General features: G+C 68.8%; 16 protein-coding genes. 9 read left to right on the forward strand and 7 right to left on the reverse strand.

Translation table 11 applies throughout. The features are described 5' to 3' along the window. Positions 1-42: 42 nt before the first annotated feature. Positions 43-2,049, reverse strand: coding sequence for a methyl-accepting chemotaxis protein (locus APAU_RS11725; protein WP_006301970.1), 2,007 nt, complete (start codon positions 2,047-2,049; stop codon positions 43-45). Positions 2,050-2,405: 356 nt separating this feature from the next. Between APAU_RS11725 and APAU_RS12750 the strand changes: the two genes are divergently transcribed. After that, positions 2,406-4,370 (forward strand): HD domain-containing phosphohydrolase, encoded by a 1,965-nt coding sequence (locus APAU_RS12750; RefSeq protein WP_006301971.1) that lies wholly within the window; start codon positions 2,406-2,408, stop codon positions 4,368-4,370. Positions 4,371-4,501: 131 nt separating this feature from the next. Continuing rightward, entirely contained in the window at positions 4,502-6,133 is a 1,632-nt protein-coding gene (locus tag APAU_RS11740) for a M20/M25/M40 family metallo-hydrolase (protein WP_006301972.1), read from the forward strand. A gap of 49 nt (positions 6,134-6,182) precedes the next feature. Here APAU_RS11740 and APAU_RS11745 read toward each other — a convergent pair whose 3' ends face one another. Beyond that, a complete protein-coding gene (locus tag APAU_RS11745; RefSeq protein WP_006301973.1) occupies positions 6,183-6,707 on the reverse strand; it encodes a cob(I)yrinic acid a,c-diamide adenosyltransferase in 525 nt (174 codons plus the stop codon). Between the two features lie 124 nt (positions 6,708-6,831). Here APAU_RS11745 and APAU_RS11750 point away from each other — a divergent pair, with 124 nt between their 5' ends. The 4 genes from APAU_RS11750 to APAU_RS11765 are packed head-to-tail and all read left to right on the forward strand — an operon-like array spanning position 6,832 to position 11,443. Beyond that, a complete protein-coding gene (locus tag APAU_RS11750; RefSeq protein ID WP_006301974.1) occupies positions 6,832-7,698 on the forward strand; it encodes a methyl-accepting chemotaxis protein in 867 nt (288 codons plus the stop codon). Beyond that, positions 7,692-9,086 (forward strand): deoxyribodipyrimidine photo-lyase, encoded by a 1,395-nt coding sequence (locus tag APAU_RS11755; RefSeq protein ID WP_006301975.1) that lies wholly within the window; start codon positions 7,692-7,694, stop codon positions 9,084-9,086. The genes APAU_RS11750 and APAU_RS11755 overlap by 7 nt, the downstream gene beginning before the upstream one ends. Before the next feature lie 46 nt (positions 9,087-9,132). After that, on the forward strand, positions 9,133-9,987 hold the full coding sequence (locus tag APAU_RS11760) for a MerR family transcriptional regulator (RefSeq protein ID WP_006301976.1): 855 nt from the start codon (positions 9,133-9,135) through the stop codon (positions 9,985-9,987). Then, positions 9,974-11,443: an MATE family efflux transporter gene (locus tag APAU_RS11765; RefSeq protein ID WP_006301977.1), complete on the forward strand. Its 1,470-nt coding sequence runs from the start codon at positions 9,974-9,976 to the stop codon at positions 11,441-11,443. The genes APAU_RS11760 and APAU_RS11765 overlap by 14 nt, the downstream gene beginning before the upstream one ends. On the opposite strand, the gene APAU_RS11770 is transcribed toward APAU_RS11765, so the two are convergent. Next, positions 11,422-12,618 carry a pyridoxal phosphate-dependent aminotransferase gene (locus APAU_RS11770; RefSeq protein WP_006301978.1) on the reverse strand — a complete coding sequence of 399 codons (1,197 nt, stop codon included), beginning with the start codon at positions 12,616-12,618 and terminating at the stop codon, positions 11,422-11,424. The two genes, APAU_RS11765 and APAU_RS11770, sit on opposite strands and share 22 nt — an antisense overlap. Before the next feature lie 266 nt (positions 12,619-12,884). Between APAU_RS11770 and APAU_RS11775 the strand changes: the two genes are divergently transcribed. The 3 genes from APAU_RS11775 (at position 12,885) to APAU_RS11785 (ending at position 16,751) form a co-directional block, all read left to right on the forward strand. Further along, entirely contained in the window at positions 12,885-13,565 is a 681-nt protein-coding gene (locus APAU_RS11775; RefSeq protein ID WP_006301979.1) for a GntR family transcriptional regulator, read from the forward strand. 260 nt (positions 13,566-13,825) lie between these two features. Continuing rightward, positions 13,826-15,373, forward strand: coding sequence for a Na+/H+ antiporter NhaC family protein (locus APAU_RS11780; protein WP_006301980.1), 1,548 nt, complete (start codon positions 13,826-13,828; stop codon positions 15,371-15,373). Positions 15,374-15,419: 46 nt separating this feature from the next. Further along, on the forward strand, positions 15,420-16,751 hold the full coding sequence (locus APAU_RS11785; protein ID WP_006301981.1) for a saccharopine dehydrogenase C-terminal domain-containing protein: 1,332 nt from the start codon (positions 15,420-15,422) through the stop codon (positions 16,749-16,751). A gap of 87 nt (positions 16,752-16,838) precedes the next feature. On the opposite strand, the gene APAU_RS11790 is transcribed toward APAU_RS11785, so the two are convergent. From APAU_RS11790 to APAU_RS11805, 4 genes are read right to left on the reverse strand one after another with little or no spacing between them, the layout of a single operon-like run. Further along, complete coding sequence (locus APAU_RS11790; RefSeq protein WP_006301982.1) at positions 16,839-17,228, reverse strand: DUF6672 family protein; 390 nt, start codon at positions 17,226-17,228, stop codon at positions 16,839-16,841. A gap of 16 nt (positions 17,229-17,244) precedes the next feature. Then, positions 17,245-18,348 (reverse strand): ABC transporter permease, encoded by a 1,104-nt coding sequence (locus APAU_RS11795; protein ID WP_006301983.1) that lies wholly within the window; start codon positions 18,346-18,348, stop codon positions 17,245-17,247. Next, positions 18,345-19,391, reverse strand: coding sequence for an ABC transporter permease subunit (locus APAU_RS11800; RefSeq protein WP_006301984.1), 1,047 nt, complete (start codon positions 19,389-19,391; stop codon positions 18,345-18,347). The genes APAU_RS11795 and APAU_RS11800 overlap by 4 nt, the downstream gene beginning before the upstream one ends. Beyond that, complete coding sequence (locus APAU_RS11805) at positions 19,384-21,000, reverse strand: sugar ABC transporter ATP-binding protein (RefSeq protein ID WP_006301985.1); 1,617 nt, start codon at positions 20,998-21,000, stop codon at positions 19,384-19,386. Before APAU_RS11805 ends, APAU_RS11800 begins: the two co-directional genes overlap by 8 nt. Positions 21,001-21,061: the final 61 nt, after the last annotated feature.

Consider the following 21,061-nt stretch of genomic DNA (forward strand, 5'->3'; position numbering starts at 1 on the left):
CCCGTCGGGACGCCCCCCTCGTTTTGTCTTTCGGCCCCGGGCCTAAAGGCGGAACTGCCGCAACAGGGCGTCCTGCTCCAGGGCCAGCTTGGAGAGGTTGTGGCTGGAGGAGGCGATCTCCTCCATGGAGGCCAGCTGCTCCTCCGTGGCGGCGGAGACGGTCTGGGCCTCCCCGGCCACGTCGGCGGCGATGCGGCTGGTTTCGGTGATGTGTTCCACCACCTCCGCCCCCTGGGCCGCCGTCCGTCGGGTCACCTCCCCGAAGGTTTCCACCCCCCGGGCCACCTCTCCGAACCGATCCACCAGCCGCTCCAGAGACCCCACCGCCCGCTCCACCGTCTCGATGCCCCGGCGGACGTTTCCGTCTCCCTCCTGGGCGGAGGTCGCGGCCTGGGCCATGTCCGCCCGGGTCCCCTCGATGAGGGTATGGATCTGCGCCGCCGCGTCCCGGGACTGTTCCGCCAGCTTGCGCACCTCCTCCGCCACCACCGCGAAGCCCCGACCCGCCTCTCCCGCCCGGGCCGCCTCGATGGCGGCGTTTAAGGCCAGCAGGTTCGTCTGGTCCGCGATGCCCGTGATGAGGTCCACGATCTCCCCGATCCGGGCGGAGCCGCCTTCCAGCTTCCCGATGGCCTGGGCGATACCCCGGGAGCTTTCCCCCACCAGGCGCACCTGGGCCACCGCCGCCTGGGCGTCCCTCCTGCCCGTCTGGGCGTCCTCCGCTCCCCGCTTGGCCAGGTCTCCCAGGCGACGGGCCTCCTCGTCGGCGGCTCGGGCGCTTTCGGCGATCCCCCCGACCAGGGAGGCGGCCTCCTCGGTGAGGGAGCGCTGCCGATCCGCCCCCTCCGCGGCGCCTGTGACCGACTGGGCCACCATCTCCGCCGCCCGGGCGGACTGATCCGCGCTGGCGGAGAGTTCCTCCGCCGACTCGGACAGGGTGGCGGACACCTCCTCCACCCTCTTCAGGGTGGCACGCAGGGACTCCACCAGGGTCCCGTAGGCCTGTCCCATGCGCCCCAGCTCGTCGTCCCGGTCCAGGGTCACCGTACCGGAAAGGTCCCCTCCCGCCGCCTCCGCCATGGCGCTCTCCAGATAGAGCAGGGGACGGGTCAGGCCCCGGACCAGCATCTCCGTGAGGGCGTAGGCCAGAACCAGGGTGAGCAGGGCCACCACCCCCAGGGAGAGGAGGATGTGGTTGCGGGCCTGGTGGACCAGTTCGGTGCTCTCCCCGGCGAAGAGCACCCCCAGGGGCTTGCCGTCAGGTCCCGGAAGGGGCTTGTAGGCGGTGATGTAGTCCTTCCCCAGGATCGCCGCCTCCCCGGTGAAGCTCTCCCCCTTCCCCAGGACCCGTTCCGCCAGGTCCGCCTTGAGCTTGGTGCCCACCGCCCGCTTGCCGTTCTCCTGGATGGTGGTGGAGACCCGCACGTCCCCCAGAAAGAGGGTGGCGTCCACGCCGAAGAGATCCTTCACCCGGTCCACCAGGGTGTCCTTCTCCGTGAGGTTGAACCCCCCGGAGACGACCCCCACCACCGCTCCGGAGGGGTCCTTCACCGGGGCACCCCCCCGGGCGGAGAGCTTCACCACCGTCCCGGGCTCCACCGCCCCCAGGGGGGAGCCCGACAGGGCGGAACGCACGTTGTCCTGCCCCGTGACGCTGTCCCCGAACTTCTCCGGCTGGTGGGTCCGGGCCAGGACGTTTCCCTCCCGGTCCGTCACGGTGACAAAGTCCAGCCCGGAGGTCTCCACCAGGGGGGTCAGCAGCCGCAGGATCTCCTCCCGATTGCCCGCCGCCACCGCCACCGCCAGCTCCGGGTCCGCCGCGAAGGTCCGGGCCTCCCCCAGGGCCTTATCCCGAAGGTCGTTCAGGGAGCGCTCCAACCCCTCCACCCCCTGGAGGGCCTCCCTGCGGGCCTCCTCCGTCAGGGCCCGGGAGATCACCACCGTGGCGGTTCCCACGGAGGCCCCCACGGCCACCAGGACGAGAAAGAAGACCGTCAGCACGAACCGTCGGCGGATCGACCGCCCCTGTTTCCTCAGGACCAATTTCACAAAGCCACCTCCATGGTGTCGCTGCTTTGTTACGATCTTGCCACGATCCCTTCCTAAATACAAGCCATGTCGATGACAGAATATGCTTTTTCTCTTTCAGAACACCACTCTTATGACCAAACATCTCTTTTCCGCGTCTCCGGAACCCCCGCCCTCCCGTTCCGCTCCTCCCCATTCCGGTGAGTTCAAGCGCCCGGGGGGCGTCGGGCCAGGCCCCAGGGGGGGAAAAACCGCCCGAACTTCGATGCGGAACACCCCCGAGCCAACACGCTCCCCCGATTTCGCGCTAAAATGACAAAGGAACTGGACTCCCCTTCCGGGAAGACCGGGATCCCCCGGGGGAAGGAGGTTACGCCATGGACCGCCTTCTTCACTGCCCTTCCGCGCCACCCCCGATCCAGGGGATGCGAGCCCTGGCCCTCCTGGCCTGGGGGTGCCTGTTTCTGCTCCTCCCCGCCCCCCTCCGGGGGGAGGAGGTCCTCCGGGTGGGGCTCTACGAGAACCCCCCGAAGATCTTCACCTCCCCCTCCGGCAGGCCTGAGGGCATCTTCCCGGACCTGATCCGGGCCATCGCCGCCCAAGAGGGCTGGACCCTGAAGTTCGTCCCCGGCACCTGGGCACAGTGCCTCGACCGCCTCGGGAAGGGGGAGCTGGACATCATGCCCGACGTCTCCTTCTCCCCGGAACGGGCCCGGCTCTACTCCTTCCCCTCGGAACCGGTGCTTTCCGACTGGCTCCAGGTGTACGCCCTCCCGGGCAGCGACATCCGCTCCCTCCCGGACCTGAACGGCAAACGGGTGGCCCTCCTGGCCGGTTCCATCCAGGAGGATTCCCTGCGGACCCTGGCCCGGGAGTTCGAGCTGTCCGTCACCCCCGTTCCCTTCCCTTCCTTCAACGAGGCCTTCCGGGCGGTGGAGGAGGGGCGGGCGGACGCGGTGCTCTCCAACCGCTTCTTCGGACACCACAACCGGGACCGGTTCCGCCTGGAGGAGACGGGGGTGATCTTCCGCCCCAGCAAGCTGTTCTTCGCCGCGTCCCCCCTGGCGAACCCCGCCGTCGTCGCGGGGCTGGACCGTCAGCTCCGCCTCCTGAAGGAAGACCCCCAGTCGGCCTACTACAAGTCCCTCGGCAGGTGGCTCTCCGGGGAGGTGCAGCCCGGCGCCCCTCCCTGGGTGGAAGGGGGGGTCTACGTCCTGTTGGGGCTGCTCTTCCTGGGGATCGCCTTCCACGTGGCACTGCACCGCCGGATCGGCGCCCGGACTCGGGAGCTGGAGTCGGCGAACCGTGCCCTCGCCCTGTCCCGGAACACTTGGCGCTCCACCTTCGACGCGGTGCAGGACGCCCTCTGGGTCCTGGACGCCGACGCCGTCGTCCTCTCCGCCAACGCGGCCACCCAATGGGTGCTGGGGACAGACCCCCGGACGGTGGAGGGGCGCCCCTGGTCGAGCGTCCGGGAGGAGCACCTGCCGACCCTGGACGACGGCCTCCTGCAGGCCGCCCGGACCAACGGGAGACGGGAAAGCACCTACCTCTGCCGGGAGGACCGATGGTTCAAGGCCACCGTCGACCCCATCCCGGGAGAGGGCGGGACCTTGCGGGGGTTCATCCTGTCCGTCGGGGACATCACCGACCTGAAGCGGGCGGAGGAGGAGATCGAGGAGAAGGCTCAGAGCATCTCCTCCATCAACCGAAAGCTCCAGGAGAGCGTGGTGGAACTCAAGAACACCCTGCAGCAGACCATCCAGATCCTGGTCAACGCCTCGGAGCTGAAGGACCCTTACACGGCGGGGCACCAGCGCCGGGTGGCGACGCTGGGACACGCCATCGCCCTGGAGATGGGGCTGACGGCGGAGAAGGCCCGGCGCGTGGAGCTGGCGGGGCTGGTCCACGACATCGGGAAGATCGAGATCCCCTCGGAGATCCTGGTGAAGCCCCGGCGGCTCAGCGACATCGAATACCGGCTGGTGCAGACCCATCCCGCCGCGGCGTTCCGCATCCTCAAGGACGTCCCCGCCGCCTGGCCCCTGGCAGAGATCGTCTACCAGCACCACGAGCGGCTGGACGGGTCCGGCTACCCCCGCAACCTGCGGGGGGACGCGATCCTCCCGGAGGCCCGCATCCTCAGCGTGGCGGACACGGTGGAGGCCATGTCCACCCACCGCCCCTACCGCGCCGCCCGGGGGGTGGAAGCCGCCCTCAAGACCATCGAGGCCGAAAAGGGAACCTCCTTCGACCCCCTGGTGGTGGACGCCTGCGTGCGCCTCTTCCGGCAACGGGGGTTCTCCTTCCGCGAGATCGACCCTCCCGAGACCGTCGACTGAACCCCTCCCCTCCTTTTCTTCCTGCCTTCTCTTTCGTCCCGACCCTCCCCTCGGGCCTTCCGAAAGCCTGTCCTTCCGCGGAAGGAGGTATAAAATGCGGGAAGCGCACAAGACGAGGAGGTCGATGGATCGTGTGGTGGCAGACGGGACTGTTGGCGACGGGGCTCTTCCTGGCGGGCGCCGGGACGGCGGCGGCGAGGACCTGGGAGGAGGAGCTGGACGGGCTGGTGGCGGCCCGCCGGGACGAGGAGGTCCGAGCGATCCAGGAGGTCTTGAGGATTCCCAGCTACAACCACGGCTCCCCCACCACCCCCGCCCCGGGGGTGGTGCGAGTGCTGGACGCCCTGCTGGCCCGGGCGGAGGGGATGGGGATGCGCACCCGCCGGCACCCCGAGGCCCGGTACGGCATCGTGGAGATCGGCCCGGAGGACGCCCGGGAGATGGTGATGGTGCTGGGACACCTGGACACGGTGCCCGAGGGGAACCCCGCCCTCTGGACCCTGGCGGGGCCCTTCGAGGGCAAGGTGGTGGACGGCCGGATCGTCGGTCGGGGGGCCACGGACGACAAGGGACCCTGCGTGGCCTCCCTCTACGCCATGAAGGCCCTCCAGGAGGCGAAGCTCCCCCTGAAGCGCCGGATCCGCCTCTTCCTGGGAACCTCCGAGGACGGGGCGGGGCTGGACGGCCTCTCCTGGAGCTGCGTGGCGGCCTATGCGGAACTCTGCCGCCGGGGGGAGGAGGAGTGGCCCACCCTGGGCTTCTCCCCCGACACGGGGAGCTTCACGGTGACCTACATCGAGAAGACCGGGGTCAACGTCCTGGGAGACCTGCCCCTGCGGTCCCCCGCCTCGGTCCGCCTTGCCGCCCTCCAGGGGGGCAGCGCCCCCAACGCCGTCTCGGACCTGTGCACCTTCGTCCTGGAGACGACGGATGAGGCGGGGGCGGAGGCCCTGCGGGCCGCCCTGGAGGCCGCGGCGGCGGGACAGCCCTGGCGGGACGCCGCGAAGGTCCGCCGGGAGGGGACGACGGTCCGGGGAGAGGTCATCGGCGTGGCTGCCCACTCCGGCCAGGCCTGGAAGGGCCGAAGCGCCAACGTGAGGGCCCTGTTCCTCCTGGCTCAGGCGGCCCCGGGAGAGGACTGGGCACAGGGGGCGGCGAAGCTGGTGGAACTCCTGGGGGTGGACCGGGCGGACGGGGAGGCCCTGGGGATCCGGCAGGGGGACCCGGAAAAGGACGACAACGTCACGGTGAACCTGGGGCTTCTTGAGCTGAAGGTCCGGGAAGGAGAGCCCCGACTGACCTTCCACGTGAACATCCGCTACCCGGGGGCGGGGGCGGACCTGAAGGTCCCCACCCTGCGGCACTTCACGGGAGGCCAGATCCGGGAGAAGGTGGCGACGGCCTTCCGGGCCGCGGGCTTCCAGGTGGGGGAGGGCAAGGAGATCGCCCTGACGGGGGGCGGGGAGCCCTACACCGTCCCCTGGGATTCGGAGATCGTGGTGCGGCTGCGGAAGGCCTACCGGGACGCGGCGGGGGAGGACCGGGAGCCGGAGATCGTCTTCGGGGGCACCTACGCCAGCGCCTGGCGGAACGAGCCCGTGGACGACCGGGGCACCCTCTTCGGCTACCGCATGGCCGCCTGGGGCATGGAGGGGGGCGCGGGGGAACACGAACCCGACGAATCCCTCACCCTGGAGGGCATGGAGCGGAGCACCCGCATCCTGGCCCGGGCCCTGGCGGGTCTGGGAGGGGCGACGAACTAGAAGTTCCGGGGGGGCCTGCGGGCCCCCCCTTATCCCCTCCCCCGGGGGATCAGAACTCGATGCCCTCCCGGGCCTTGACCCCCCGATGGTAGGGGTGGCGCACCTCCCGCATCTCCGTCACCAGGTCCGCCCGTTCCAGGAACGCCTCGGGGGCGTAGCGCCCCGTGAGCACCACCTCCGTGCGGGGGGAGCGAGCGTCCAGGAGGGCAAGAACCTCCTGGGGCTCCACCAGGCCATAGTCCGTCGCCACGTTGATCTCGTCCAGGATGACCAGGTCGTAGTCCCCGCCGGTCACGGCCTCCCGGGCCAGATCCATCCCCCGCCGGGCCTCCTGGAGGTCCAAGGGACGGGCCCCTCCCTTGGGGACGTAGTCCGGCGTGCCCGTCCGGACCAGCTCGAACCCCGGCAGGGCCTCCACCCCCCGGATCTCCCCGTAGAAGTCCCAGCCCTTGAGGAACTGGATCATCTTCACCCGCCAGCCGTGGCCGCAGGCCCGCACCGCCAGCCCCAGGGCCGCGGTGGTCTTGCCCTTCCCGTTTCCCGTGTAGATCTGGATTCCCCGGATCGGGTCCATTTTCTCCCTCCTCCATCTTGTCCCTGCGCAAGGGACAGCGTTCCTTGATAGAATTGCACGGGTGGGTGGGTTCGTGCCCATCCGGGATCAGGATACCTGAACCAGAGAAAAGGGAGGGTTCCTCATGGCGGATATGAAGATCGGCTTCGTCGGCGGCGGCGAAGGCGCCCTCAAGCTCCTGCAGCATTTTCGCAAGCTGGGTTTCGAGGTGGGCGGCGTCATGGACATCGCCCCGGAGGCCCCCGCCATGGCGGAGGCCCGAAGGCACCACATCCCCACCTTCACGCGGCTGGAGGACCTGCTCTCCCAATCCCTCGACCTGGTGGTGGAGGTCACGGGGAAGGATCAGGTGGTCCAGAAGATCCAGGAGCTGAAGAACCCCCGGACGGGGCTCCTGCGCTCCTCCGACGCCCGCTTCCTCTACGAGATCGTCTCCCGGGAGGAGCGGAACCACCGTCTGCTGGAGGAGCAGATCCGGGAGATGGGGACCCTCCGGGAGACCCTCTCCGCCCTGGCCGCCCCCCTGGAAAAGGCCTTCGACGGCCTGGTGGCGGGAAACCAGGAGGTCACGGGATCCCTCAAGCCCATGCTGGCCAACATGGACCGGCTGGGGGACCAGACCAAGCGGTCCGACGAGCTGGTGGGGGCCATCCACGCCATCGCCCGGCAGACCAAGATGCTGGGGCTCAACGCGGCCATCGAGGCCGCCCGGGCGGGGGACCTGGGGAAGGGCTTCGCGGTGGTGGCCGACGAGGTGCGCAAGCTGGCGGAACAGACCACCGCCTCGGTGCAGGAGGTGGGGAAGGTGCTGGTGGACATCGGGGCCCTCTCCCAGGAACTGGAGGCCCCCATCCGGCAGATGAGTTCCATCGTGGAGGGGCGCCTGGACGCCATCGACAACCTCCAGGGGAAGATCCACCAGCTGGGAGACGCCATCCGCGCCACCCAGGAGATCGAGGCGAAGCTGGAGCAGCTCCTCTCCCGGTGCTGACGGGACGGGAGGACCGAGGGGTCCTGGAGGGCGCCCCGGAACGGATCACCTGTCTGCGTCGGGCCCCTCGTCGAGAGGGGCCCGTTCTGTACTGGATGGGGCGGGAACAGCGGGCCCGGGACCACTGGGGCCTGGCGGCGGCCCAGGAGCTGGCGGCGGAGCGCCGCGTCCCCCTGGCCTGCATCTTCACCCTGAGCCCGACCTTTCTGGGAGCCCCCCTGCGGGCCTACGCCTTCCTCCTGCGGGGCCTGAGGGAGACGGCCCGGGAACTGGCGGCCCGGGACATCCCCCTCTTCCTCCTCCGGGGCGACCCGCCGGAGGAGGCGGCCCGGTTCGCGATCCGCCACCGGGTCGCCCTGACGGTGACGGACTTCGACCCCCTTCGGGTCCGGCGGGGCTGGACGGAGGCCTTCCTGGAGCGCACCGAGGGGACGGCCCTGGAGGTGGACGCCCGCAACGTGGTGCCCTGCCGGTTCGTCTCCCCCAAGCGGGAGTGGTCCGCCGCCACCCTGCGCCGGAAGCTCCGCCCCCTGCTGGACCGGTTCCTGCCCTTCCTGCCCCCGCCCCTGGAGACCCACCCGGTCCCCTGGACGGACACCCCTCCCCCGTCCTGGGACCCCCTGGACCTGCTGGCCTCGGGGAGCTTCGAAGGGGTGCCCGAATCGCCCCTGCCCCCGGGAAGCGCCGCGGGGCAGGCCCGGCTGGAGGCCTTCCTGCGGGAGGGGTTGCCCCGGTACGCCCGGGACCGGAACGACCCCCTCCGGGAGGGGCAGTCCGGCCTGTCCCCCTACCTGCACTTCGGCCAGATCTCCCCCCAGAGGGCCGCCTGGGAGGTCCTGCGGGCGGACGCCCCCCCGGAGGACCGGGAGGCCTTCCTGGAGGAGCTGGTGGTGCGGGGAGAGCTGGCGGAGAACTTCTGCCTCCACACCCCGGGGTACGACACCGTCGAGGCCTTCCCGGACTGGGCCCGAAAGACCCTGGCGGCCCACGCCTCGGACCGGCGGCCCGCCCTCTACTCCCTCCGGGAGCTGGAGGAGGGACGCACCCACGACCCCCTCTGGAACGCCGCCCAGAGGGAACTGGTCCTCACGGGCAGGATGCCCGGCTACCTGCGCATGTACTGGGGGAAGAAGCTCCTGGAGTGGACCCCCTCCCCGGAGGAGGCCCTGAGGGCGGGGGTGGCCCTGAACGACCGATACGAGCTGGACGGCCGGGATCCCAAGGGGTACGCGGGCCTGGCCTGGTGCCTGGGAGGGGTCCACGACCGGCCCTGGCCCTCCCGCCCCGTGTTCGGCAGCGTCCGGTCCATGACCGCCGCAGGCATGGCCCGGAAGTTCGACGTGGAGGCCTACTGTCGCCGGGCGGCGGCCCTGCCCCCCTCCCCTTGACCTTCCCCCTGGGGCAACCCCTACCCTTCCCCACCAGGAGGAACCCATGAAGACCTTTCTCACCATAGGCGAGTTCTCCCAGGCCGCCCGCATTTCCCCCAAGGCCCTCCGGCTCTACCAGAGGGAGGGGATCCTGGTCCCCGCGTGGATCGACGAGGCCACGGGATACCGCTACTACCTGCCCAGCCAGTTCGCCGAGGCCCACCGGGTGCGGTGGCTCCGGAACCTGGAGATCCCCCTGGAGGAGATCCGCACCTTCCTCCGCCAGAAGGACCCGGGGGACATGAGACGGCTCCTGGAGGAGTACCGCCGGAGGCTGCGACGGCGCATGGAGAAGCTGGAGGCGGACCTGAAGCTTCTGGAGCGGGTCTGCGCCGAAGGGGAGGAGGCCTTCTTCGGGACCTACGAGATCCGACTGCGCCGCATCCCTTCCCTGCGGGCCCTGACCCGCCGCTTCCTGGTGGACAAGACCCGGTTCGACGAGGAAGTGGACGAGGCGTTCCGGGTCCTCCACCGGGCGGGGGAGCGCCTGGGGGCGGAGGAGAGGGGACCGGAGTTCTGCCTGTTCCACCGGCCGGACCTGGAGGAATCCCACTGGGACGTGGAGTGCTGCCTTCCCGTGAACCCGGACCTTCCCGGGACAGGGCAGTCCCTCCGGGAGATCCGGGGGTGCCTGGCGGCCTGCACCCTCCACCTGGGACCCTACGAGGAGATCGAAGGGGCCTACGGGGCCCTGCTTCGATGGATGGACGGACACAATCTGTTGCCCCGCTACCCCAGCCGGGAGACCTACCTGCACCGACAGGACCCGGGAGGAGCGGAACCGTTGCGGGTGGAACTCCTCTGGCCCGTGCGGCGAAAGCCCCCGAAAGGAGAAGAGAAGGACCATGCGCCACCCTGACGGACACGCCCCCGATTCCCTTCGGGAGCTTCAGACCCAACCCATCCCCCGGCTCCTGCTCCGCTTCGCCCTCCCCGCCCTGGCGGGCATGCTGGCCCAGGGACTGTACAACGTGGTGGACCGGATCTACGTGGGCAACCTGGTGGGGCCCTCCGCCCTGGCGGCCCTGTCGGTGTGCTTCCCCCTCACCCTGGGGATGCTGGCCTTCGGCATGACCCTGGGGGTGGGAGCGGCCTCCCGCATCTCCCTGGCCCTGGGAGAGGGGCGAGTGGAGGCGGCCCGGGAGACCTTCCGGCAGACCCTTCTGCTGGCGGGAGGCGGCTCTCTGGGGATCACCCTCCTGACCGCCCTGGGGCTGGACCCCCTCCTGCGGCTCTGCGGCGCAGGAAGGGAGCTGCTGCCCCTCGCCCGGACCTACCTGGAGATCCTCCTCTGGGGCGTCCCCTTCTGGATCCTCGCCTCCTGCCTGAACTACGTCATCCGGGCCTGCGGGGCCCCCCGCTACGCCATGTCCGTCCTCCTGCTGGGAGCGGGGTGCAACGTGGTGCTGGACGGGGTGCTGATGCTGGGGTTCTCCCTGGGGGTGCGGGGAGCCGCCTGGGCCACCGCGGTCTCCCAGGTTCTGTCGGCCCTCTGGGGACTTCGGTTCTTCCTTCGGGACAGGGGAGGGCTGGGGTTTCCCCGTCTCGCCGGAGGGCTCCGGCGGCAGGAAGTGGGGGCCATCCTTCGGGTGGGCACCTCCCAGGGGGTGGTGGAGCTGTCCTTCATGGTCTTCTCGGTGATCTTCAACCGGGCCCTGCGGGTCCACGGGGGGGACGAGGCCATCGCCGCCCTGGGGGTGGTGCTGGGGTGGGCGGCGTTCCTCTACATGCCCGCCATGAGCCTCTCCGAAGCCGCCATGCCCCTGGTGGGGTACAACTACGGGGCGGGGCGCCCGGATCGGGTGCGCACCACCCTGAAGTACGCCCTGGGGATGAGCTGCGCCTTCTTCACCCTGGTCACCCTGGGGGTGGCCCTCTTCATGGACCCCATGATCCGGCTCTTCGTGTGGGACGCCCCCCGGACGAACCCCCGATTCCTGGAGCTGACCCGGCAGTGCATGGTGTCCTTCAACGTCACCATCGTCTTCACCGGCACCGCCATCGTCACCACCGGCTTCCTCCAGGCCCTGGGGCGCGGGGGGCTGAGCCTCCTGTTCACCCTCGTCCGGGAGCTGCTGGTGCCGGTGCCCCTGATCCTTCTGCTTCCCCGGCTCTACGGTCTTACGGGAATCTGGATCACCTACCCGGCCCTGGACCTGCTGGTGTTCGCCCTGGCCTGCGCCCTTCTGCTGCGGGAGGACCGGAGGCTGGCCCGTCGGGAACCGGTCTGGGAAGGGGTCGCCCCGGAGGCGGCTTCGGGGGCGAAACGCCCCCGAAGCGGAAGCCCGCTCCCTCAGGGACGAAGCTGCCGGTAGGCCTCCAGCCCCCGGCCCAGCACCTCCGCCGCCCGTACCAGCCGGTCCGGAGCGATGGCGTAGGCCACCCGGACCTCGTCCCGTCCCGCCCCGGGGGTGGCGTAGAACCCTTCGCCCGGGGCCACCATCACCGTGTCCCCCTGGTGCTGGAACTCCCGCAACATCCAGGCGGCGAAGTCCGAGGTGTCCTCCACCCCCAGGCGGACCATGAAGTAGAACGCCCCCTCGGGCACCCGGCAGGAGACCCCCTCCACCCGGGAAAGGGCCCCCACCAGGGCGTCCCTTCGGACCCGGTAGGCCTCCCGCTGCTCCGCGAAGAAGGAGGGAGGTTGGCCGTACAGGGCCGCGGCCCCCCGCTGCTCCACCGTGGACACCGCGAGCCGCCCCTGCCCCAGCTTCAGGGCCAGAGCGGCCAGGTCCAGCCGGGGGGTGGCCAGGCACCCCACCCGGACCCCGCAGGCGGAGAACCGCTTGGACACGGAATCGCAGATCACCAGGCGGTCCCGCACCTCCTCCAGCTCCCCGAAGCTGACGAACCCGCCCTCCCGGTAGACGAAGTCCCGGTACACCTCGTCCGCCAGAACGAAGAGGTCATGCCGGGCGGCAAAGCGCCCCAGGCGTTCCATGTCCTCCCGGGGAAGCACCGTCCCCGTGGGGTTGTTGGGGTTGGTCACCAGCACCGCCCGGGTTCGGGAGGAAAGCCGAGCCTCCAGGTCCGCGTCCGGGGGCAGGGCATACCCCTCCTCCGGGTCCGTGCGCACCGACACCAGCTTCACCCCGGCGGTGTCGGCGAAGAAGTTGTAGTTGGTGTAGAAAGGCTCCGCCACCAGCACCTCGTCCCCGGGATCGCAGAGGGTCAGCAGGGAGAAGAGCAGGGCCTCGCTCCCCCCGGCGGTGACCAGGATGGATTCGGGGTCCAGGGCCACCCCCCGGACGCGGAAATCCTCCCGGATCGCCTCCAGAAGCTCCGGAAGCCCCTGAGAGGGGGCGTAGGGGGTGTAGGGGGCGTCGAAGGAGCGGATCGCCTCGTAGTAGGCCCGTGGGGTGGGCAGGTCGGGCTGGCCGATGTTGAGGGGAAGCACCCGGACCCCCCGCTCCTCCGCCTTGCGGGCCAGGGGAGCCAGGTGACGGATGGGGGAAACCCCCAGAGCTTGGATGCGACGCGACGGATTCATGACAGATCCCTCCCGAAGCCAGGATGTCCTTTCGGGCCTCGTGCCGGATCGACCCAAAGTACTGCACCCTCGGCAAAGCGTTTCCGGGCATTGTAGCGTCCCCTGCGTTCCCCGCCAAGGGGAGGGGACCTCCCCCCCCCCGCCCGAGGGGGACGATCTCCTCCCGGTGATAGGGGATTCCCTTCCCCTTGACAGGGGAAAGGGATGTTTCTAGTATCCTCGAAAGGACACAGAAAAGGATACAACTTAGTGGTAGGAGGAACGAAATGAAGGCCCCCACTGCGGAGGATCGGGCGCATCAGGAGATCCTGAAGCTGATCGTGAGTCAGAAGTACGCCCCCGGGGACCGGCTGGTGGAGACGGAGCTGGCGGAGGAGCTGGGCTTGAGCCGCACCCCCGTGCGCAACGCCCTGCGGAAGCTCCTGGCGGAGGGGGTGCTGGAAAGCGAAAAGGGGGTGGGGTGTTCCATCCCCCGTCTGACCCCCTCGGACATGGAAGGGGTCTTCCAGACCCGCATCCTCCTGGAAAGCCGGGCCGCCGCGGCGGCCGCCAAGACCGCCTCCCGACCGGAGATCGAACGGCTCCAGAAGCTCCTGGAGGAGGAGCGGTCCCTCTACGTCGCCGGGGAGATGGACCGGTACACCCGGATCAACGAGCGCCTCCACCTGGGCATCGCCGCCCTGAGCAAGAACGACTACATCGAGCGCTTCGCCCGGCAGGTGTTCTGGCGGTCCGAGCTGTACATCTTCTTCTTCGACCGATTCTACGCCAACCGGGCTCCCCAGGAGGAGCTGCTCCGGGACCCGGAGCAGTCCCGAAGCTGCCGGGAACACGCCGAGCTGATCGAGGCCATCGCCGCCCGGGATGCGAAGCGGGCGGAGGAGGCCATGAGAACCCACGTGACCTCCACCTACCAGACCCTGACCCAGAGGGTCACCCTGTTCTAGCCGCCCCGTAAGGGGCGGGCAAAGCGGCTGTCTGAGAACGCCCCGTTTCGGGAGAGGGCCCGCCCCTCCCGCTGGATGGATTGTTGTCTTTTCGGCTTTCCCCGAGGACCGTTCCTTCATCTCCCCCCCTCGGCGTGTTGCGCAGAAGGCTTCCCCAATCGAAGGCTCCCGAAGGGAGGGATGGGATGTCCGACCCGATCCCCTGATGGTGCAGTGCCCTACAGACCGGTTCCACGACATGGAAAGGAGAGAGAACGGACATGGAGAGTTACGGCTTCCTTTCGATCCTTCCCCCCCTGGTGGCGGTTCTTCTGGCCTGGCGGTTCAAGAACGTGCTGGCCTCCCTGCTGGCAGGCTGCTTCACCGGAACCCTGATCCTGTTCCACGGGAACCCCATGACGGCGGTGGTGGACCTGATCCGCAACACCATCTTCGTGCAGGCCGCGGACGCCTACAACTCCAACCTGCTGGTGATGATGGTGTTCATCGGAGGGTTCGTGGGGGTGGTCACCTACTCCGGCGGAGCCCGGGCCTTCGCGGAGAAGTCGGCGGCCTGGATCAGCAGCCGGGCCAAGACCCAGGTGGCCACGTGGCTTGCGGGCATCCTGGTTTTCTTCTCCGACTCCGCCAGCCCCCTGCTGGTGGGATCCGTGTTCCAACCCATCTGCGACCGCATGAGGGTGAGCCGGGAGAAGCTGGCCTGGCTGTTGGACACCACCGCCTCCCCGGTATGCATCCTCATCCCCTTCATCGGCTGGGGCATCTTCATCCAGGGGCTCATCCAGAAGGAGTACGCCGCCCTGAAGCTGGCGGACTCGGAATGGGACGTGTTCCTCCAGGTGATCCCCTTCCAGTTCTACGCCCTGGGAGCCCTGGCCATGGTGCCCCTGGTGGCCTTCCTGGGCTTCGAGTTCTCCGCCATGTACCGGGCGGAGGAACGGACCCGCCGCACCGGCCAGCCCTTCTGGCCCGAGGCCAAGCCCCTGCGCCCCTCCGTGGAGTTCGATACCTTCCAGGGAACCCAGCCCCGGGCCTCCCTGATCCTGGTGCCCCTGTTCATCCTCTTCGCCTGCATCGTCGGGCTGCTGCTGCCCTTCGGCTTCCCCTTCCAGAAGATCAACGGCTCCATGCTCCGCACCGCCCTCTGCACGGGCTACTTCCTGGGCGCCCTGGCCTGCATGGCCATGATGGTGGGCATGAAGATCAAGACCGCCGGGGAGGCCTACGGCATGTACATGCAGGGGGCCCGGGAGATGATGTTCATCCTCATGATCCTGGTGCTGGCCTGGTCCCTGGGATCGGTGTGCAAGGCCGTGGGCACTGCGGGGTACATCGTGAACCTGGCCAAGGGCAGCGTGCCCGGCTGGGCCGTGCCGTCGCTGCTCTTCGTCACCGGCGCCCTGGTGAGCTTCGCCACCGGCTCCTCCTGGGGCACCTTCGCCATCCTCATCCCCCTGGCGGTCCCCATGGCCCACGGCCTGGAGGCCCCCATCCTGGTCTCCATCGGGGCGGTGCTCTCCGGGGGGCTCTTCGGGGACCACTGTTCCCCCATCTCCGACACCACCATCCTCTCCTCCATGGGAGCGGCCTGCGACCACCTGGACCACGTGAAGACCCAGCTCCCCTACGCCGTCACCGTGGCTCTGGCCTCCCTGGGGGCCTACGTGGTGGCGGGGATCTTCCCCCACCCGGCGGTGCTGGCCCTCTCCCTGGGGCTGGTGGCGGTCCTCCTGGTGGTCTTCGGGAAGATCTGGGGAAGGCGCGTGGAGAACTACACCGTGAAGGACCTGGAGCGGGAAGGGGCCTGACCCCGCCCTCCGGGGACACGCAAAGAAAGCGAGGCTGGATCAAGGCATGAAGAACGTACTGGTGTTCGGGGCGGGAAGGGTCTGCGGCCCCTGCGTCCGCTACCTGGCCGCCCGGGAGGGCGTGGACGTGACAGTGGTGGACGCGGTGCAGGAGAACCTGGACCGGGTCCTGGAAGGGACCCGGGGCAAGGGCATCCGGGCGGACGCGGCCTCCCGCATGGGAGAGCTGCTGGAGCGGGAACGGCCCCAGGTGGCCATCGGCCTCCTGCCCCCCCGGTTTCTGGTCCCCCTGGCGGAGCAATGCGTGAAGCACCGGGTCCACCTGGTGGCCCCTTCCTACGCCAAGGAGGAGCTTCGGGCCCTGGACGGCCCGGCCCGGGAGGCGGGGGTGACCCTGCTGGCGGAACTGGGCCTGGACCCGGGGATCGACCACCTCTCCGCGGCCCGCACGGTGAGCCGCATCCACCACATGGGGGGGCGGGTGGACGCCTTCTGGTCCGTCTGCGGTGCCCTCCCCGCCCCGGAGTCCAACGACAACCCCCTGGGCTACAAGCTCTCCTGGGCCCCGGGAAGTCTGGTGGGGGCCAGCCGGCGGGACGCCCGGATCCTGGAGGACGGGGCGGAGCGCCTCCTGCCCGACGGAGAGACCTTCCGCCGGGTGGGGCTGACGGAGATCCGGGGGTTGGGGTGGTTCGAGCACTACGCCAACGCGGACTCCCTGCCCTACGTGAAGCTCTACGACATGCCGGAGGTCCGAAACGTCTACCGGGGCACCCTGCGCTACCCCGGATGGTGCGAGACGGTGTGCGCCCTTCGGGAACTGGGGTTCTTCGACCTGGAGCGGGTCGACTTCCGGGGACGGACCTTCCCCTCCCTGCTGCGGGAACGGATGGGGATCAGCTCCTCCGCCTGCCTGAAGACGAAGGTCCTGGAACGGATCGGGGCCCGTCCCCACCACGCCGTGGCCCTGCGCCTGGAGTGGCTTGGGGTCTTCGAGGACACCCCCCTGCCCCTGGAGGAGGGGACCATGCAGGACCTGACGGCGGCGCAGTACGAACAACGTCTGCCCTTCCTCCCGGGGGAGCGGGACCTGGTGGCCATGGAGCACCGCTACGAGGCCACCTTCCCCGCCACGGGCAGGCGCTTCCGGTTCACCTCCACCCTGGTGGACCGGGGGACCGTGGGCTCCCCGGAGGGGACCTCCATCGCCCGCACCACCGGCCTGCCCCCCGCCATGGGGGCCCGGATGCTCCTGGAGGGCCGGGTGCGCCGCGCCGGTCTGGTGGTGCCCACCACCCCGGACCTGTACGAACCCCTCCTGGAAGAGCTGGAAGGGCACGGCATCCGCTTCCGGGAGCGGGAGGAGCTGCTGGACTAGACGGAATCGGCGTCGGCACAAACGTCGCGGGGGCGGGGGACCTTCTCGGTCTCCCGCCCCCGCATCGTCTCTGTCCCCCGGGGTTGCCTATTCCACCACGGGAGGAGGCAGGCGATACCCCTCTCCGCCCTGCGCCAGCACGGGCAGGGAGAGCATGACCCGATCCTCGAAGGAGAAGGACACGGACCGCTCCACCGTCTTGGTCACGTTGCCGTTTCCGTCCAGGATCTCCAGCTTCACCTGGGCACGAAGACCCCGGGTCTGGACCACGTCCCGGTCGTCCGCGGCGAACTCCAGGGGTTCCCCCCCGTCCACGGTGACCCGTACCGACTCCAGGGCAGGAACCTCCGCCCCTCCCACGGCCAGGGCCTTGTTGTCCAGGAACACCTGGTGCTCCTTGCCCAGGGCGAAGAGCACCACCCCGAGCCCCACGAGGAGCAGCACCAGAACGGTTCGGATGCCGTTGCGTCGCGTCATGGTCTGTCCTCCTCCCTCACGCCGTGTCCCCGCGCAGGCTGCGCCTCGCCCGCTCCCGGTCCTTCTGCCGCCTCCAGGCGTGCAGGGCCAGGGAGATGGCGATGATGCCGTAGGAGACGAACACCCGGAAGTACTCGCCCAACTGGGCCTGGCCGATGAGTTCCTTGCCCGCCATGGGGGAGACCACGAACATCAGGTGGAAGAGCACCACCCCCACGAAGACGTTGGTGATGGTGGCCCGGGCCACCGTGGCACCTCCGATGAGCAGGGCGGCGATGGCGAACATCCCCGCCTGGTCATGGCTGTTGTAGGTGTTCATGGTACCGATGTTCTGGAGGAAGATGATCTGCCCGTAGCAGGCCAGCACCGTGGAGATGATGATGGCGATGATGCGGGTGCGCTCCACCGGGATGCCCGCGGAGTCCGCCACCGCCATGTCCTGCCCCAGGGCCCGCATGTCCTGTCCCAGCTTGGTCTTCTGGAACCACAGGATGAACAGGCAGAAGGCCCCGATGAGGAGGTACGTGGCCACGGGGACGTTCATGGTGCCGAACTTCAGGGGGATCAGGTCGTCCAGGCAGTGCCGGATCCCCTGGAGGTTCACGGCGTTGCGGATGCCGTACCCCCGGGAGAGCACCAAGGCGGCACTGCGGATGGGGATGAGGTTGCCCATGGTGTAGAGCACCGCCAGCTGGTAGAGGCCATTGATGAAGAATCCCAGGATGTAGCTGGTCACCATCTCCCGGCCCTTGGCCCGGTTCAGCACGGAGCCGCAGATCCAGCCCAGGACGATGGCGATGGGGGTGGCGATGAGGGCCGCCAGGAGCATCCCCGGGATCCCCGAGACAGCCCAGTCCGTCACCAGGATCAGGCCGATCTGCCCCGCCATGGCCCCCAGGACCATCCCGAAGTTCAGCCCCATCCCCGCCAGGATGGGGATGATGAGGGAGAGCACCAGGAACGAGTTCCGGGCCACCCGGGTCATCATCTCCTGGACCAGGTACGTTCCCGAGAAGCCCGAGAGGGGGATGGCCACCGCCGAAAGGGCGATGAAGATGATGGGCACGGCGTAGCTGATCAGCAGACGCTGCACGTGGTCCTTCGTGGTGAGTTCTTTCATCGTTTGACCTGCACCTTTCTGGTCAAGGCGTAGAGGATCATGCCGTTGCTGACGATGATCCGGATGACCTCGGACATGTCGGTCTGGATGAGGCTATTGATGACCGACGGCGTCATGGTGAGGATCCCCTGGAAGAGGAAGGTCCCCACGACGACGTTGAGCATGGACGCCTTGTTCACCGAGGCTCCTCCCAGCAGGATGGCCGCCACCGCGGGGAAGGCCATGTAGAAGGGCCCCATGTAGAGCTGGATGAACCCGAAGCTCTGCTGGTACACCAGGATACCCACCGCTCCCAGCACCGTGGACAGCACCACCGACACGATGCGCATCCGGTCCACGTTGATCCCCGAGGCCCGGGCGAACTCCGGGTTGGAGCCCACGGCGGTCATGGCGGTTCCGGTCTTGGTGTGCAGGAAGCCCCACATGAGGAAGCACATGAGGGCGAAGAAGAGGAACATCCCCGTGGGGAAGTAGAAGAACTTCCCGATCTGCACGTGCAGGAAATCGCTCAGGATGTGGAGCCAGAAACCCTCCACGCTGATGGTGGTCCGAAGCCCCGCGCCCCCGTAGCCCCAGATCATGGTGGGGCTCTTGTAGGGCAGCAGCAGCCAGGCCATGCACATGACCGCCACGGAGGAGAACCCCACGTAGGTGGCGATCATCATCTCGTCGCCCTTGACCCGGTTCAGGAGCAGGCCGTAGCCGTAGCCCAGGAGCACCGCCAGGGGGACGGAGATGAGCAGGGCGACGAAGAAGCCCATCATCCCGAGGGCGTTCATCTCGATGCTGGTCACCGCCCCCACCAGCCCGGCGATGATCCCCAGGGGCAGGCCGAAGTTGAGGCCGCAGCCCGACTGGACCATGGGCACCAGGGCCAGCACCATGACCCCGTTCATGCCAACCCGGACCAGGGTGTCGCTCAGGGACGTGTCGATGCGCACCCCCACGAAGGGGGCGGCGACGAACAGGGACACCAGAAAGAGGCCGATGATGATGCGGGGCCACCCGGCGGCCTCGATGAAGGATTGGATTCGACTATTCACAGGCTTTCACCCTCTCCGCGTCGACGTCCACCTGGCCCATCATGAGGAGGCCGAACTCCTCCGCCGGAGCGGTGGCGGGAAGCGTGCCGGAGATGCGCCCCTCGTCCACGATGGCGATGCGGTCACAGATGGCCCGCAGCTCCTCCAGTTCCGAGGAGGTCATGACGATGGTGGTGCCGTACTCCTCGTTGTAGCGCCGCAGGGTGTCCAGCACCAGCTTCTTGGCGCCCACGTCGATGCCCCGGGTGGGCTCGGAGACGAAGAGCACCTCCGGCCGCACCGCGAAGGCCTTGGCGAGGCACACCTTCTGCTGGTTCCCCCCGGAAAGCTCGATGGCCCGCTGCTGGGGTCCGGTACAGCGGATCTCCAGGGCCTGGATGTACTCCTTGGCGCAGGCCTCGATGGCCGAATCGTCCCGCCACTTCACCAGGCCTCCGGCGAGCTTCTTGATGAACTTCTCCTGGATCTGCATGGCCGTGAAGACGATGTTCCAGTCGATGCCCTCCTCCAGCAGGAGGCCCACCCCCCGCCGATCCTCGGAGACGAAGGCCATGCCCATCTCCAGGGACTTCTGCGGGGCGTTGAGGACCACCTTCTGGCCCCTCAGGGCCGCGTGTCCCCCCGCGGGGTACAGGCCCATGATGCCGTTGGCGATGCCCAGCTTCCCCTGTCCCGCCAGGCCGCCGAAGCCGAAGATCTCCCCTTTGCGCACCTGGAAGGACACGTCCCGCACCGTCTCCCCGGGCATGTCCACCCACAGGTTCTCCACTTCCAGGACGGGTTCGCCGAAGGACCGGGAGGCCACCTCGTGGGCCGCCCCCTCCTCCATCTTCCGACCCACCATCCAGTTGGCAATCTGGCGGACGTTGGTCTCGCAGGTCCGGGCCTCTTGGATCACGTGGCCGTCCCGGAGCACCACGATCTTGTCGCACAGGTCGATGATCTCCTGGAGACGGTGGGAGATGAAGATGATGGCAATGCCCTGGGAGGCCAGCTTGCGGAGGGCGGCGATGAGGATCTGGGCCTCCGACTCGGTGAGCACCGCCGTGGGCTCGTCCAGCACCAGCAGGCGGGTCTTGGTGCGGTCGATCTCCCGGGCGATCTCCGTGAACTGCTTGTGCCCCACGGGCATCTCCGTGCAGAGGGTGTCCGAATCGATCTCCACCCCCAGGGTGGAGATGGCCTTTTCCGCCCGAGCCTTCATCACCGGGCGGTCCAGGGTCTTCAGGCGCTGGTCGAAGACCTCCACCAGCAGGTTGTACTTGGTGGACTCCCGGTTCAGCAGGATGTTCTCCGCCGCGGAGAAGCCCGGGATCAGGGAGAACTCCTGGTGCACCATGCCGATTCCCGCGTCCAGGGCGTCGAAGGGGGAGGCGAAGTGCACCTCTTCCCCCTCCAGGAGGATCTTTCCCTCAAACCCCCCGGTCTGCTGGATCACCGGCATGCCGAAGAGGATGTTCATGAGGGTGGACTTGCCCGCCCCGTTCTCCCCCACGAACCCCATGACCTCCCCGGCGTTCAGGGAAAAGGACACGTCCGAGAGGACCCGATTGCCGAAGTACTCCTTGCCCACGTGTTCGATGCGAAGCAGTGGCTCTTGAACTCCCAAACTCTTCACCTCACTGGACCTTCCCTTCACGAAACGTACATTCCGCTACTTCGAGAGGGGA

This window comes from Aminomonas paucivorans DSM 12260, assembly GCF_000165795.1.
GTDB classification, from domain to species: Bacteria; Synergistota; Synergistia; order Synergistales; family Synergistaceae; genus Aminomonas; species Aminomonas paucivorans.